The sequence below is a fragment of the Bradyrhizobium sp. NBAIM14 genome (genome assembly GCF_020193895.1).
GTDB lineage: Bacteria > Pseudomonadota > Alphaproteobacteria > Rhizobiales > Xanthobacteraceae > Bradyrhizobium > Bradyrhizobium yuanmingense.
On record NZ_JADYVQ010000007.1, the window covers coordinates 244816 to 258965 of the forward strand.

Annotated in this window: 14 protein-coding genes; 4 read left to right on the plus strand and 10 right to left on the minus strand. The window is 65.3% G+C overall.

The genetic code is table 11. The annotated features are described in order from the left end of the window. Positions 1-91 precede the first annotated feature (91 nt). Positions 92-370, minus strand: a complete 279-nt coding sequence (locus I6F28_RS19865; protein WP_192893365.1) for a hypothetical protein — start codon at positions 368-370, stop codon at positions 92-94. Between the two features lie 42 nt (positions 371-412). On the opposite strand from I6F28_RS19865, the gene I6F28_RS19870 reads away from it, so the two are divergent. Next, positions 413-841, plus strand: a complete 429-nt coding sequence (locus I6F28_RS19870) for a hypothetical protein (protein ID WP_036026530.1) — start codon at positions 413-415, stop codon at positions 839-841. A gap of 87 nt (positions 842-928) precedes the next feature. Here I6F28_RS19870 and I6F28_RS19875 read toward each other — a convergent pair whose 3' ends face one another. The 7 genes from I6F28_RS19875 to I6F28_RS19905 all read right to left on the minus strand — a co-directional run bounded on the left by I6F28_RS19875 (position 929) and on the right by I6F28_RS19905 (position 9791). Beyond that, positions 929-1387, minus strand: coding sequence for a hypothetical protein (locus tag I6F28_RS19875; RefSeq protein WP_225114321.1), 459 nt, complete (start codon positions 1385-1387; stop codon positions 929-931). 10 nt (positions 1388-1397) lie between these two features. Continuing rightward, positions 1398-1616 (minus strand): hypothetical protein, encoded by a 219-nt coding sequence (locus I6F28_RS19880; protein WP_036026528.1) that lies wholly within the window; start codon positions 1614-1616, stop codon positions 1398-1400. A gap of 105 nt (positions 1617-1721) precedes the next feature. Next, positions 1722-3281: a hypothetical protein gene (locus I6F28_RS19885; RefSeq protein ID WP_225140589.1), complete on the minus strand. Its 1560-nt coding sequence runs from the start codon at positions 3279-3281 to the stop codon at positions 1722-1724. A gap of 56 nt (positions 3282-3337) precedes the next feature. After that, positions 3338-4501, minus strand: a complete 1164-nt coding sequence (locus I6F28_RS19890; protein ID WP_225140591.1) for a glycoside hydrolase family 5 protein — start codon at positions 4499-4501, stop codon at positions 3338-3340. Between the two features lie 2 nt (positions 4502-4503). Further along, positions 4504-6648 (minus strand): GumC family protein, encoded by a 2145-nt coding sequence (locus I6F28_RS19895; protein WP_225140592.1) that lies wholly within the window; start codon positions 6646-6648, stop codon positions 4504-4506. 201 nt (positions 6649-6849) lie between these two features. Then, on the minus strand, positions 6850-8460 hold the full coding sequence (locus I6F28_RS19900) for a gamma-glutamyltransferase family protein (RefSeq protein WP_225140593.1): 1611 nt from the start codon (positions 8458-8460) through the stop codon (positions 6850-6852). Between the two features lie 20 nt (positions 8461-8480). After that, positions 8481-9791, minus strand: a complete 1311-nt coding sequence (locus I6F28_RS19905; RefSeq protein WP_225140594.1) for an aspartate aminotransferase family protein — start codon at positions 9789-9791, stop codon at positions 8481-8483. Between the two features lie 101 nt (positions 9792-9892). Between I6F28_RS19905 and I6F28_RS19910 the strand changes: the two genes are divergently transcribed. After that, positions 9893-10756 carry a LysR family transcriptional regulator gene (locus I6F28_RS19910; protein ID WP_225140655.1) on the plus strand — a complete coding sequence of 288 codons (864 nt, stop codon included), beginning with the start codon at positions 9893-9895 and terminating at the stop codon, positions 10754-10756. 30 nt (positions 10757-10786) lie between these two features. Here I6F28_RS19910 and I6F28_RS19915 read toward each other — a convergent pair whose 3' ends face one another. Next, positions 10787-11830, minus strand: coding sequence for a zinc-binding dehydrogenase (locus I6F28_RS19915; RefSeq protein WP_225140595.1), 1044 nt, complete (start codon positions 11828-11830; stop codon positions 10787-10789). A gap of 15 nt (positions 11831-11845) precedes the next feature. After that, complete coding sequence (locus I6F28_RS19920) at positions 11846-12511, minus strand: class I SAM-dependent methyltransferase (RefSeq protein ID WP_036014038.1); 666 nt, start codon at positions 12509-12511, stop codon at positions 11846-11848. A gap of 275 nt (positions 12512-12786) precedes the next feature. Between I6F28_RS19920 and I6F28_RS19925 the strand changes: the two genes are divergently transcribed. Both I6F28_RS19925 and I6F28_RS19930 read left to right on the plus strand, forming a co-directional pair. Further along, the gene (locus tag I6F28_RS19925) at positions 12787-13113 is read left to right on the plus strand and encodes a hypothetical protein (protein ID WP_036014049.1); all 327 of its coding nucleotides are present in this window, start codon (positions 12787-12789) and stop codon (positions 13111-13113) included. 184 nt (positions 13114-13297) lie between these two features. After that, on the plus strand, positions 13298-14089 hold the full coding sequence (locus tag I6F28_RS19930) for a phytanoyl-CoA dioxygenase family protein (protein ID WP_225140596.1): 792 nt from the start codon (positions 13298-13300) through the stop codon (positions 14087-14089). Positions 14090-14150: the final 61 nt, after the last annotated feature.

The following is a 14150-nucleotide window of genomic DNA, read 5'->3' on the forward strand; positions in this document are numbered from 1 at the left end:
CGATGCCGCTCCTTCGTCTTTGTTGGAGGAGAACTCGCATGAACAGATCAATCATTGCGATCGCAGCGTTGGCACTGACGTTTAGCGCAGCTCAGGCGGCTACCATGGAAAAGACCGGCAAGACGGCGTCGGGCGAGACGTGCAAGGTGACGGTGGTGAAGCATGCGGACGGCAGCATCACGGCCGCGGGCGCATCGGGTTCAGGCACGACGGGCTCGACCGCATCGAGCGGCTCGCTGTCGAGCTCGAGCTCTGCCGGCGGATCGTCGGTCAATGTGCAAGCGGGCGGCGGCCACGTCTCGAGCTCCTCGTCGACGGCGGGTGGGCCCGGCTCCACCAGCGCCAGCACCATCACCGTCAACGGCTGCACAATCTCGACCTCGTCGCCTTAGGGTACAGAAAGGATTGAATCATGAGAACGCTCGTTACGACCTCGGCGGTCGCGCTTCTGCTTGCCGCCACTTCACCATTGCTGGCGCAGACCAGCATCACCGGCGGCAGCGGCGGCTCGGCTGCAGCAGGCGGCACCTCCGCCTCCACCGTCGGCACCGGCGGAACGTCCACCTCGGCGACGGGCCGCACCGGCTCTTCGATCGCGGCCGGCGGAAGCGCCGCTACCGTCGACGGCAAGACCAAGACCGGCGTCAGCATGAACAAGGGCAACGGTCCGGTACTGAACTCCAACGCCCGCGCGCAAGCCCATGATGGCGGCACGTTCAGCCGCTCGCACACCCGCACCAAGGTCAAGGCCGGCGAGCAGGTCGGCTCGACCACCAAGACGATGTCGCATGTGCCGGGCTCGAAGCCGACAATGTCGAGGACGACGACGACGGCGCGCTAGAATCGCGCGGCTCTATTCCTCACCACCTGCTGCCCGGCTTGGCCCGGGCAGCTTTTCCGTTTGCGACTTTCCGTCTTGCGAGCCGGCTCAGCCACCACGCAGGCTGTGGCTGATCCGGGTGACGACGGCATCCCATCGCCGCTTCTGGGCGGCCGGATAATTGATCAGAACGCAGTGCACGTAGCCGCGCGCGAAATTGCAGCGGTTGTACCAGATCTTGTCGCGCTTGATGCTCGAGACCACGAAGAAGTTCGAGCTGATCCGTTTGTAGATGATCCCCGTCGGCGGATTCTTGCTGGCGAGGAATTCGGCCGGCGACAGACCTTGCCGGTTCTCGACGGCCTGAACGGTGAAGTCGGCATTGCCGTCGGAGCTGCGGAAATGCTGCCCATATCCGTCAGGCTTGCCGGCCGGTTCGGTGAAGATCGCGGCGGGAATGTCGACCGACGTTCCGGATTCCGGGATGCGGTAAGTCCTCCAGCCGCTTGCCGAGGCGATCGAGGATGTCGCACAGAGCGCGATGATTGCGGCAAGCAATGTCTTCATGTCCGCCTCGTCATTTGCGCGGCGCCAGTTGCAGCTCCATCAAGGCCATCCTTTGCAGGTTGGAGACGTCCCGCTCGCCAGCGCCGGCGGTGCGCAGGATGGATTCGGCGAGCGCGTTGACATGCGAGGAATGCACAGGATCCGGCAGGGTCGCAACCGCAGCTTCCAGCGCGGTCGTCATGATCTCGATCACCTCGGGAGAAAATTCGGCGTTGGAAAAATTCTTCATCGCGTGCGTCGGCCGCTTGTGCGGGTCGTGTTCAACGCCGGGAAAAACCGGAAGTTCCTGGATGGGCACGGTCCCGAGTACTGGGACCGTCGGCAGGTCGGCAGCTCACGCAGCCGGCTGGTAGCCGGTGAGCCGAGCGGGCTCGGCATGCTCGTTTGCAACGCTCTGCACCCTCGCATGGCTGCCGATGACGAGACCGGCGAGCGAGAGCATCAGGCCCAGCGCGAGCGGCGCGAACAGGGCCTCTTCCTGAAATAATCCGTTGAGCAGAACGACCAGGATTCCGAAGCTGGCGAGGCCCTGCGTCAGATATCCCGACGACGCGTACAGGCGCCAGGCCTTGAGCGCCATCGCGAAATAGAAGGCCAGCGGCACGAAGGCCGCAATGCCCATCTGGTACAAGAGGACGCCGATCGCGCTTTCGACCGCGCCGTCGATCGTGCCGGCCGCCTGCGCGGCGCTCCAATCGATCGAAAAATAGCTATCCGACAAATTGCCGCCGATGCCGAGGCCCCGGCCGTAAGGTCTCTGCACGAATCCGTCGAGGCCGCCCATCAGGCCGATGACGTGATAGTCGCCGATCTGCAGGCCGATGCGGATCGCCAGGATCGCAAAGGCGATCATGCCGGCGAACCCCAGCAACAATGTCGCTACGGCACCGATGAGGCGGGTCCCGATCCAGCCCGCAGCCACGAAGATGACGGTGATGAGCGCTCCCTTCACGCTGCAGAAGACCAGCAGCGGCAGGGCTGCCAGGGCGAGCAGCGGGCGTCCGACCGAGAACAGGAACAGGGCGAGAAAGCCGATCCCGTAGGCGAAGCTGATCGGGTGCATGTTCGGGCCGTGAATGCGCAGCATCTTCGACAGGCCGAAGCCTTCGAGCAAGGGCGTGTTCAGGAAATCGAAGCTGAAACGATCCTTGAGTGTGACGGGCACGTTGCCGGTCTGCCGCATCTGGGTTTCCCAGACGCCGGAATGGGTCGCCTTGAGCTCGTCGAAGCCCCAGAACGTATGGCCGTTGGTGACGGCCAGCCAGACATCGCGCAAGACGAGCTCGACATAGCCGCACAGCATGAGGATGACCGCTAGCGCGACCAGGAACGGCGTGATGCGCACCTCAAAGGTTGCCGCGGTCAGGAGCGACAGCTGAAACAGAAACAGCGGCAGAACGATGTTGCGCAAATAGACCGCCGCCGGCTGTCCGTCCTGAACGAAGCCGATCGCGAAATAGAGCGAGACGACGGCGAGGGTGACGACGCCCCAGCGCATGATCTGATTGATTTCCCTCGACTGACTCCTCTGGCCCAGCACGTAGAGCGCAAACGTCGCCAGCCACATCACGGAGCAAATCAGGAAATTGTAGCCCTTGATGAAATCGAGATCGGAGGGGAGCGGGACCAGCGGCGACAGGATGGAGACGAACAGGTTCTGGAAGAACAGGACGAAGATCGCGACCGCCGGGGCCCAGGTCGGGACCGCAACGACGATGGCGATACCGATCAGGACCTCGATGATGATGGCCAGCGCGGGATTGGCGAGATGCAGAACCGGCGCAGAGCTGATCGTCGCGATGGCGATGCAGAAGGTCGCGGCCAGCTCGCGCCAGGCCGGAGGCGACGGCGCGGCCTGCACGCTCTGGCCTTGCGGTGAGTACCCGGCGCTCATCAATCGTCCTTTGCCATCGCGCCGGACACGATAGCCGCGCGAGGGGTAAGGATCCGTTAACGATCGCGGCGCACAGCGGGAGCCCGTTCAGGCCGGCCGGGCGCGCCGAGCAGCGCCCGCATCACGTCGGGATCGGGCTTGCCGGTTGCGGCATCGACGAGGCCAAAGCCTTGCTCCAGTTCCCAATGCGCCCAGCCCCAGCAATGCGCGCGAGCATAGGCAGTGACCTCCGCCAGCCAGCGCAACCGGCTCTGCCGGGGGGCGCCGGCTTTCAACACGCCGAACTCATTGACGACGATCGGCCGCGAAAATTGCTGCTGCCATGCGAGCGCGGGCGCGAGCCAGCGATCGGCTCCCGGCTTCTCCTTGGTGGCGGCAATCGCGGTATCGAGCATGGCGAGCGCCTTGACAGCGGCCCTAGCCTGCAAATCCTGCCGAAGCGCCTGAACCTTGGGATCGCCGGCATTGATCGGATAAGGCAGATCCATGATGTCGTGCAGCGGATCGCGCGCGTCCCAGTGGCCCTGGTGGGTGAACACCATCGGATCGTAGAAATGGATGGCGTAGATGACGTCAGGGTCCGCCAGGGGGCGAAACCGCGGCAGCGAGTCCGCGCGCTGCCAGTTGACAGGGCCGACGATGAGGGTGGTTGCGGGCAGCAACCGGCGAACGAAGGCGGCGAGCGCCTCGACCTCTCTTTGCCATCTGTCCGCTTCGATATCGGGCTCGTTGAGCAGCTCGGCGAAGACTAGATCGGCAGGATAGGATCGAATGACCCCTGCAAGCGCGCGCCAGGCCTCCTGCATCTCGCCCATCGCCGCATCCGGATCATCCTTGTGCAGGCGATTGAAGCGCTCGCCCGGATGAAGGTCGACGGAGCTGGAATAGCCGAGCGAGGTCAGCTGCTTCAGCGCGCTGTCGAGCACGCGCAGCGTCGCCTGGCGCTCGTCCTTTGCGGCAAAGCGCGGCATCACGCGTTCCGCCGGCACCGGCAGGCGGACATGGCTCATGCCCGCCTTGCGCAGCTGCTGCAGCAGCGCGCGGCTCGGTGGCGCACCGTTGATCCAACCGTCGGCGTTGAAGCCGCGCGAGAGGGCGGCCAGCCGCCCGGGCGAAACCGTCGACGGCAGTGGCACGCAATCCTCGGCGAATACCGGACGGCCGACCGCGATCGACAACAGCATCGCCGCAGCCAGCAGACGGCGGCGCAAGACTGTCATCGTCACACCGCAAGGCCCAAAGCGCCACCGTCGGGCTGAGGCGCCATCGAATCGGCGGGCACGTGATTGACGACGAGGCCGGTCGGCACCGCCGCGTATCTCGCCAGCGCCGCGGTCACCCTGCGCATCGCGGACGAGTCGAGCTCGCCGGCGCGCGCCACCAGGACGATCAGGTCGGCATGCGCGGCGAGCGCAATGGCGTCGGGCTGCAAGGCGAGATTACCGGCGTGGACGACGATCAGGTCGAACTCCGAGCGGATATCGTCCTCGGGCCGAGCATCGGGCTTGCGGCCGGCACTCAGCAACTCGTCGATCGACTGAAGTCCCGCCGTGGTCGAGCCGTCCTGCCATTCGGTCACCGGCGGCTGGGAGCCTGCAAATTCCGGCTGGAGCCGGATCAGCACGCTCATCATGCCGCGGTTGACGGCGGCGCGATTGAGGGAGCGCGCCACCGTGTTGCCGCCGGCGCTCTTACCGACCGACAAGACCAGCGCGACCTTGCAGCCGCGCACCGGCACGCGGTCGATGCGTTCGAGCAGCGGCCGTAAGTGGGGGCCGAGATCGAGCTCGGCCGACGCGCTGACCGGTCTTTGCCAGACCGTGTTGATCCCGCCTCCTGGCGCCAGCTCGGGGATGCGAGCCCAGACAGGAAGGCGGGGCATCGCCTCGGCTGGGCGCGCGGCGGCGGCAGGAGGGGAAACTTGCCGGTTGGGCGTCTCCTCCGCTTCACGTGAGACAGGCGCCTCAACGGATTCGGGCTTGTCGGCGGACAGGCTGGTCGTCACCGCAACGGCGGCGGTCGACGTCAGCAGCGAGCCGATCGCCAGCGCCGCGAGCAGCAAGGCGAGCGGCGGACGCGTCGAGCGCAACGGCGGAATGGCAACGGATGCGATCTTGGTCTGGGACGCCTGCAGCTGACGCTGCTCATTGGTGGTCTTGAACCGCGACAGGAACTGCTCGTAGATGTTGCGGTTGGCATCGGCGTCGCGCTGCAGCTCCTGCAGCTTCACCAGCGCCTGGCCGTCGCGCAGCATCTTGGTCTCGACCGCCTTGAGCTGCTTTTCCAGCGCGTTCTGCTGCTCCAGCTGAGCCTCATATTCGGACTTGGCCGTATCGATGTTCTTCTTCCGCTCGATCTCGATCTGCCGGTTGATGTCCGCCAGCTGGCTGTAGGAGATCGCAAGGTCGGGATGGCGGTCGCCATAAACCGCCTTCTTCTGCGCGATCTGGTCGTTCAGCGCCGAGCGCTGCGCGCGCAGCATGCTGAGGAGATCCTGCTTCACCGGCCCTTCGACATTGGCCTTGACGTCGCGCTGCACCTGCTCGTAGCGCGCCTTGGCCTCCTCGGTGCGGGCGCGGGCGGCGGAGACCTGCTGGGTCAGGTCGGTCACCCGCAATTGCTGCGTGGTGGATTCCTTGCCGGCATTGACGATGTTGTGCTCGAGCCGGAAGGCGGCGACGGCGTCTTCCGATGCGCGCAGGCGCTCGCTCAGCGTTTTCAGCCGGTCCTGGAGCCAGCCGGCCGCCTCGTCCGTCGCCTCGGTGCGGACGCGGCCCTGGCTGGCGACGAAGGCCTCGGCGATGGCATTGGCGTAGTAGGCGGCGCGATCCGGCCGGTTGGAGGTGAAGGAAATCGCGATGACGTAGGTCAGCCCGCGCCGGGTGATCTCGAGGCGGTTGCGGAATCTTTCGAGCAGGCGCGTCATGTCGGTATAACCGCCCGCGATGTCGTCGTCGTCCGCGATCTTGAGCTGCTCGATCAGGGGGCGGAGGAAGCCGTCGGATTTGGCGATCTCGATCTGGCTCTGCAGCGCCGCGGCATCCTGGCCGATGCCGGGCAGCACGTCCTGCTCCGAGGTCACGCGCAGCTCGCGCGGATCGAGCACGACCAAGGCCGTCGCGGCATAGCGGACCGGAAGCACCATCAGGGCGACGACACCGAGGGCGAACAGCGCCAGCGTCAGCGTCAGGATGCGCCGGCCGTTCTCGCGCAGAAAGGACAGCGTCCCGGAGACGGTCAGCGATCCCTTGGTCAGTCCCGGCGAGGCGCCGTCAGGCTTCGCCTTCGCAGCGCGCGGCGCTTCCCACGAAGCCGCTTGCTCCGTCGGGGCGATGCTTCGCGGAGATGCGCGGCTACCGAACGCCATGGGTTGGACTCGAAATCAACTGACAGTCATAGCTCTGAGGCTTGCTACACCGTAAATATCCATGGTTAACCGGCGGTTACGGCTGGGCCGGGCTGGGATGGTCTTGGGCGGTGAACGATTCGTTAACGCGACGCGGCCAGCCATTCAGGCGCGGCGCACATCGGCGGCGCCTGCCTGCGCTCGCCTCGATGTGCAGACCGCTCACAAGGCGATGACATACCCGTCCCGCCTCGGATCGGCGGCACCCGTCATCACGCCGGTTACCGGATCGAGCGCGACGGCCTGCATGCCGCCGCAGAGCATGGTCCATTCGGTGTCCAAGATCTCGATCTCGTGGCCGCGGCGCTTCAGTTCGGCGATGGTCTCCGGCGCGATGCGGTTCTCCGCCTGAATGAAGCGGCCGTCCCACAGCCGTGAACGCGGCGCCTCGATCGCCTGCTGCAGCGGAAGGCCGAACTCGAGGTGCTGCACATAAGCCTGGGCCTGGGTTTGCGGGATGCCGTAGCTGCCGGGCGTCCCCAGCGCGAGCACCGGGCGGCTGCCGCGCGTCGCAATCGACGGTGCCAGCGTCACCGGCAACGCATCGCCCGGCTTGGCGAGGTTCGGGCTTCCCGGCTGCACGTCGGCCCAATGCAGATGATTGTTGAGGCAAACGCCAGTCCCCGGCACCACGACGCCGCTGCCGAACGGGCTGCCGAGACTTTGCGTCATGCAGACCAGATTGCCTTCGGTGTCGGCGATTGAGAACGAGGTGGTGTGGCCGGGATCGGCACGATCCTGCGGCATCCATTGCTCTGTCGGGCCCGTGATCGGGCGGCCGTCGCTCACACGCTGGCGAAGCCGCGCGATCGTCGCCTCGGACATTGCTCCAGCGGCTTGATCCGGTCCCAGATTGCCATGGGCGATGCGCTCGCCGGCGGCGAGACGGATCGCGCGATAGACCGTGTCGAGATGATCGGCGCCGTCCTTCGGCAGACGCCCGAGGTCAAAGCCTTCAAGGATCTTGAGGGTCAGGGCGAACTGGAAGCCGCCGCATTGCTGCGCCGGGACGTGAAGCTCGAGCCCCCGATAGGACACGGTCAGGGGATCGAACCAATGCGGCTTGACGGCGATGACATCGTCCAGCGTCAGGCTGCCGCCGAGCGTGGCGAGATAGTCCACGATCCGCCGGCCGAGCTTGCCGCCATACAGATGCTCGGGCCCCAAGTCGGAGATCTCGGCAAGAGTCTGCGCAAGATCAGGCTGCGCGACGATGCTGCCGAGCTTCACCGGCATTCCATCCGGGAGATAGTTCCTGACCAGTGCGGCGTGCAGCTCCGGCCAGGGTTCGAGCAGCGGCACCTGCTCGTTGATCTCATCAACACCGAAGTCCGAGAGCGCAAAGCCGCCCTGCGCCAGCGTGATCGCCGGCGCAAAGACGTCTGGAAGCGATTTGCGTCCATAGCGCGAGAGCAGCTCGCACCAGCCCGCGAGATTGCCGGGCGTCGAGGCCGCCTGCGCACCGCGCTCGAGCTCGAATCTGCTGGTGTATCTGCCGACCGGGAAGCTTGCGGGCACCGGCGGAGCGAAGTCGAGCACGCGAATGCGCTGCTCGATCGCCACCCAGATCGTGGCCAGTCCAAACCCGGCAAGCCCCGACATGAACGGCTCGACCACGTTGAGGGCGGCCGCCGTGGCGACGGCCGCATCGAACGCATTGCCGCCCTGCATCAGGATTCGTGCACCGGCCTGTGCCGCGAGCGGATGCGCGGCGGCGACCATGCCGTGCCGGGAGAACAGCGTCGGACGCCCATATGTCCTGGCGAGTTGCATCCGGAAAAGGCCTTTCCCGATCAGTGCGTCGTCGCAGCAGCCTGGATCGCCTCCGACATGATCTCGAGACCGCGATCGATTTCGGCCTCGGACACCGTGAGCGGCGGCGCGATGCGGAATACGCCGCCCATGCTGGGCAACTTGACGATGTTCATGCTGAGACCGCGACGCATGGTCTCCTCCATGATCCGCGCGCCGAGTTCAAACCCCGGCGTCTTGGACTGCCGGTCGACGACGATTTCAAGACCAAGCAGAAGCCCGCGGCCCCTGACGTCACCGACGCATTCGAACTTTTGCTGCAGCGACAGCAATCCATCCCGGAGCCTGTTGCCCCTGGCGGTTGCCTGCGCCACCAACCCGTCGCGCGCGACAACGTCGAGCACCGTGACGCCGATCGCGGCGGGCAAGGGATCGGAGACATGCGTGGTGTAGAACAGGAAGCCGCGCTCGAACGCGGTCTGCTCGATGGCCTTTGTCGTCATGACCGCGGCGAGCGGCAGACCGGCGCCGAGCGTCTTCGACAGCGTGAGAATATCAGGCACCACGCCGTCACGCTCGAAGGCAAACATGTGCCCGGTGCGGCCGATTCCGGTCTGAGCTTCGTCGAGGATCAGCAGCATGCCGCGCTGTTCGCATTTTTGCTTCAAGGCCGCGAGATAGCCGAGCGGCAGTTCCAGAATGCCGCCGCTGGAGAGGATCGGCTCGGCGATGAAGGCCGCCAGACTACCGGTCGACTGGCTGTCGATCAGTGCGAACGCATCGTCCAGCTCGGTCTGCCAGTCGTTGCTGCCGTCAACGTTCCTGAAGCGCGGCCGATAGGCGTTCGGCGCGGGAATGACGAACGATCCGACCGCGGCCGGCCCATAACCGCGCCGGCCCGCGCTGTAGGTCGCCGACGCCGCCGCGCCGGTCATGCCGTGCCAGCTTTGCGCGAAGGCGACGATTTCGTGCCGGCCGGTGACGAGCTTGGCCATCCGGATCGCCGCTTCATTGGCTTCCGCGCCTGTCGTCAGCAGCTGCACGCGGTCGAGACCGGGCGCAAGCGCAGCGAGACGCTCGGCCAACGTCACCACCGGACGCGAGAGCATGCCGCTGAAGAGATGAGCGACCGCACCCATTTGCCGTGCGACCGTGGCGACGATGTCGGGATGCGTGTGCCCCAGCACGGCGCTCATCTGACCCGAGGTGAAGTCGAGGATGGCGCGCCCGTCGGCGTCGTAGACGAAACTGCCGGCCGCACGATCGATGATGACGGGTTCGAAACTCGGCCCATAGCGGGTCAGATGCGTGTTGGCGGAGGCCCAGAAATCGGGATCGGCATTCAAGGTCATGACAGCCACCTCTCGCTTGGGGGACGTCCGACCTCTAGTCAAGAATTTGACTTCAGGCTAATTGATATAATTCAATCTGGATATCAATCTTCTTGATGTCGATGCTGGATCTCAACCTTCTGAGGAATTTCGTCGTCGTGGCCCGCACCGGCTCGATCAGCCTGGCGGCCTTGCAGATTGGCCGGACACAGTCCGCGCTCAGCATGCAGATGCAACGGCTGGAACAGACGATCACGCAGCCGCTGTTTCACCGCAGCGGATCCGGCATGAGGCTGACCGCGGCCGGCGAGAAACTGCTCGCCCACGCCGAGACGCTGCTGGCGCAGCACGACGAGATTCTCGCCGACATGAGCGGCGAGAGTCTCAAGGGGACGCTGAGCCTCGGCTGCCCGGAGGACTATTCGATCGCTTTCCTGCCGGCGCTGCTGAAGGGGTTCTGCGCGCTGCATCCCAATGTCGAGCTGCGCATGGTCTGCGCACCGACCTCCGAGCTGCGCCCGATGCTGGCGCGGCGCCAGATCGAGATGGCGCTGGTCTCGCTGTCCGATGCCGGAGCGCGCGAGGTGATCCGGGAGGAGCGCTTCGTCTGGGTCGCGAACGAGGCCGAACCGAAAATACTGACGCAGGATGTGCTGCCGCTGGCGCTGGCGGCGCCGATGAGCCTGGACTACCGCGCCGCCTGCGCCGCGATGGACGCGGTCAATCGGCGCTACAGGGTCGCCTACGCGAGCAACAGCCTCGCCGGCCTGATCGCGATCGCGCGGTCCGGTCATGCGATCAGCGTCCTGACACGAACCGCCGTCCCGTTCGATCTACACGTCGTCTCGGCCGGACTGCCCCTGCTTCCGACCATCGGCATCGCGCTCGAATTCTCGGAGGCGAGGCCCTCGCTGCTGGCGACGACGCTGGCCGAGCACGTCCGCACCGTATTGCCCGGACTGAAGACCAAGGCGGAGATCGATTAGTGACCTGCGCGTGTGCGGCGAGCGCAGCGCTCAGCTGATGTTCAGGAGAATCCGTCCCGATGTGCCGCTGCGCATCAGATCCAGGGCGTCGTTGATGTCGTCGAGCGCGAACTCGTGGGTGACGATGCCGCGGTAGCTCACCTTGCCGGCGTCGCTGAGTCGCACCAGGCGCGGGATATCGCGCGCGGGCTGGCATTGCCCGCCTTCCGAGCCCTTCAGCACCTTCTCGAAGTGCAACGGCAGGGTATAGATCTCGGCCTTCGCGCGGGGCACGCCGACCAGGATGCAGCGGCCTTTCTTAGCCGTGATCTCGTAGGCGAGCTCGATCAGGTTCTTGACGCCGGTGGTCTCGACGACCTTGTCGGGGCCGTCGGCCCCCGTGACGGACCGGACCTCGGCGGCCACATCCTTCACGGTCTCGGAATTGACGATGTGGGTGGCGCCGAAATCCTTCGCCATGGCCAGCTTGTTGTCGAGGCGATCGATCGCAATGACCGGCCATGCGCCGACCATCGCGGCGAATTGCACGATGTTCAATCCGACGCCGCCGACACCGAATACGACGACGGCTTCGCCGATGGCGATCTGCGCATCGTTGTTGACGACGCCGAGCGCGGTCGTCACCGCGCAGCCGAGCAGCGGCGCACTGGTGCGGTCGATCGTATCAGGAACGGGCGTGACGCGATTTTCCGACACCACGGCATATTCGTTGAAGGTGGTGACCCAGCCCGCATTGAGGCGCTTGCCGCGCCAGGAATAGACCGGCGTGTTGGACTGGATGCCCTTCCCCGGCCGCCAATGCATGACGACGGTATCGCCCTGCTTGCAGGAGACGACGCCGGGTCCGGTTTCGACGATGGTCGCCAGCGCCTCGTGCCCCAACAGGTGCGGCAGGAACTTGTCGACGCCCTTGACGGCGTCGATCTCGTTGATCTGTGCGCCGCAAATGCTCGACGTGTGCACATGGGCGAGCACCTGACCATGCTCGAGCCTGTCGGGCAGATTGAACTCGTCGACGATCAGCGGCTTGCCGGATTCGACGAGGATCGCGGCCTTCGCGGTCTTGATGTCCATGGATCGCGCGCCCGGTCACTCGAAATAGATGAATTCGTAGTCGCCGGTGTAGCCGAGCTTGCCGTAGAGCCAGATCCATTCCGAGGTGTGCAGGATGGATTCTGCCGTTAGCGCCCAGCATTCGAGGTTGTGCAGCTCGGTGACGTTCCGGTAGCCCTCGACCATGACGTATTTGTTCTTGCCGACCCGCTCGATCTCCTTGAGCGCGGCCTCGAGCTCGTAGAGCCTGAGATTGTGCAGGGTGCCGAGCGAGATGACGAGGTCGAAGCTGTCGTCGCCATAGGGATAGACGTCCTGGGCGCGATAGTTGAACAGATACGGCTTCACCTGCTCGTGTGCATTGGCAAGACCATGCTTGGAAATGTCGAAGCCGGTGACCTTCAGACCCGGCAGGATCTTCTGCATCTCGTACAGCAGAAAACCCTTGCCGCAGCCGACGTCGAGCACGCTCGACCCGTCCTTCAGGCCATAGGTCTCGATCAGCGCCTTGGCGACGGGGGCCCAGCGCCCCTCGATGAAGCGGTAGCCGCCATAACCGAAACGGCGATCGCCGTCCCAGTAATCTGCCTCGTACTCCCGCGCCTTCAGCGAGCAGCCGATCTTGTCGTCGTTCATGCGGCCCATGTAGTCGCGCTTGGTCGCAGTGTGCAGCGGCGTTACGATATTCAGCAGTCGTCCCATTGAGCCCTCGGATTTCATCACGCGCGGAGATTGTCTTGACCGGCCTGGGGAGCCTCGCACGTGACCTGCGACTGGCCCTAGCATTTGTGGCGAAGACCATCATTGTTTCAGATCAATGATGTGGAAATGCTGCCGCGGCGCCGGTCAAGATCCGGCCCATGAATCGCCAGTGCCGACCAAGCGCCAGGTTCCAGCCGCGGCTGCCGGCGGCCGTGACATGGCGACGCTGGAACGAGATGCGCCGCACGGCGTTCGGCAGCGAGGAGAATCCTGCCATGCCGACCAAGCCGACCATCGCCCGCGTCTGGCGCGGCCGTACCCGCCGCGACCTCGCCGACGCCTACCAGGCCTATCTGCAGGCCGAGGGCATCCCGCCGCTGCGAAAGACCGCGCTCGGCGTGCAGCAATTGCGCGAGGACCGCGACGAGGAGACGTGGTTCACCACCATTTCCTATTGGGCGGACATCGCAGCCATGACGGCTTTCACCAAGGGCGAGCCGACCAAGGTCCATCATCTCGCGCGCGACGCGGAGTTCCTGATCGAGCTGCCGGAGCGTATCGAGATCCACCGCATCCTGATCGACGAGCAGGGCCTGCGGTGAAGGCCTCGCCCATCCGCTTGTCCGTGTCTTGATTCCGCGCTCCGCCGCGCTATACGTTCCCGCCATGAAGTTCATCTCCACATTCTTCCCGCTGATCTGAACGGCCGAACGTCGTTCCGGCGCTCCTGCGCCACTCAGATCAAACGGCTACGCGCGCTGCGGTAGCCGAACGGAGAGATGTGCAATGCCCAAGACCGAACAGGTTGGCCTGACGCCCCGTCAGGTCCAGACCTTCATCGACGACGGTTTCGTCAAACTCGAGAATGCCTTCAGCACCGACCTTGCCAAGCAATGCAGGGACGAGCTGTGGGCCGATATCGGCCTGTCGCCGGACGAGCCCGAACATTGGACCCAGCCCGTTGTCCGGGTCGGCGCCAAAGCGACGCCCCCCTTCATTGAAGCCGCGAACACGCCGCGTCTGCACAAGGCCTATGATCAGCTCGCCGGCGAAGGACGCTGGCTTGCGCCCAGGGGCCTCGGAACCTTTCCGATCCGCTTCCCGTCATCGCAATCGCCAGGCGACGATGGCTGGCATGTGGACATGAGCTTTGGCACAGCCCATGCCGACTTCATGGAATGGCGTGCCAATGTGAAGAGCAGCGGCCGTGCGCTGCTGATGCTCTTCCTGTTCTCGGACGTCGGAAACGATGATGCGCCCACGCGAATCCGGAAAGGCTCGCATGCGGCCATCGCGCGGGAGCTACTGCCCCATGGCGAGGCGGGCGCAACGCTCCGGCAACTTGCTGCCGGCGACTGGGCGTCGACAAGGGATCGCGAGGTTGAACTTGCGACCGGCAAGCCAGGCACCGTCTATCTGTGCCACCCGTTCCTGGTTCATGCCGCGCAACCCCACCGCGGGAAAGAGCCGCGCTTCATGGCACAGCCTCCGCTGCTGCCGAAGCGCGAATTCGATCCGGCGCTGCCACCTTCGCCGATTCAGATCGCGATCCGGCGGGCTTGCGGGCTGACGGTGTAGGCGGATGGCATCCGGGGCCGCTGGGCGGTCCCGGATGTTGCTGTCGCCTTGTGTCGTTTGC

Bases quoted from the DNA above. Each gene is read 5' to 3' on its own strand.
- I6F28_RS19870 (WP_036026530.1), top strand. From the start codon at position 413: ATGAGAACGCTCGTTACGACCTCGGCGGTCGCGCTTCTGCTTGCCGCC.
- I6F28_RS19875 (WP_225114321.1), bottom strand. From the start codon at position 1,387: ATGAAGACATTGCTTGCCGCAATCATCGCGCTCTGTGCGACATCCTCG.
- I6F28_RS19880 (WP_036026528.1), bottom strand. From the start codon at position 1,616: ATGAAGAATTTTTCCAACGCCGAATTTTCTCCCGAGGTGATCGAGATC.
- I6F28_RS19885 (WP_225140589.1), bottom strand. From the start codon at position 3,281: ATGAGCGCCGGGTACTCACCGCAAGGCCAGAGCGTGCAGGCCGCGCCG.
- I6F28_RS19890 (WP_225140591.1), bottom strand. From the start codon at position 4,501: ATGACAGTCTTGCGCCGCCGTCTGCTGGCTGCGGCGATGCTGTTGTCG.
- I6F28_RS19895 (WP_225140592.1), bottom strand. From the start codon at position 6,648: ATGGCGTTCGGTAGCCGCGCATCTCCGCGAAGCATCGCCCCGACGGAG.
- I6F28_RS19900 (WP_225140593.1), bottom strand. From the start codon at position 8,460: ATGCAACTCGCCAGGACATATGGGCGTCCGACGCTGTTCTCCCGGCAC.
- I6F28_RS19905 (WP_225140594.1), bottom strand. From the start codon at position 9,791: ATGACCTTGAATGCCGATCCCGATTTCTGGGCCTCCGCCAACACGCAT.
- I6F28_RS19910 (WP_225140655.1), top strand. From the start codon at position 9,893: ATGCTGGATCTCAACCTTCTGAGGAATTTCGTCGTCGTGGCCCGCACC.
- I6F28_RS19915 (WP_225140595.1), bottom strand. From the start codon at position 11,830: ATGGACATCAAGACCGCGAAGGCCGCGATCCTCGTCGAATCCGGCAAG.
- I6F28_RS19920 (WP_036014038.1), bottom strand. From the start codon at position 12,511: ATGGGACGACTGCTGAATATCGTAACGCCGCTGCACACTGCGACCAAG.
- I6F28_RS19925 (WP_036014049.1), top strand. From the start codon at position 12,787: ATGCCGACCAAGCCGACCATCGCCCGCGTCTGGCGCGGCCGTACCCGC.
- I6F28_RS19930 (WP_225140596.1), top strand. From the start codon at position 13,298: ATGCCCAAGACCGAACAGGTTGGCCTGACGCCCCGTCAGGTCCAGACC.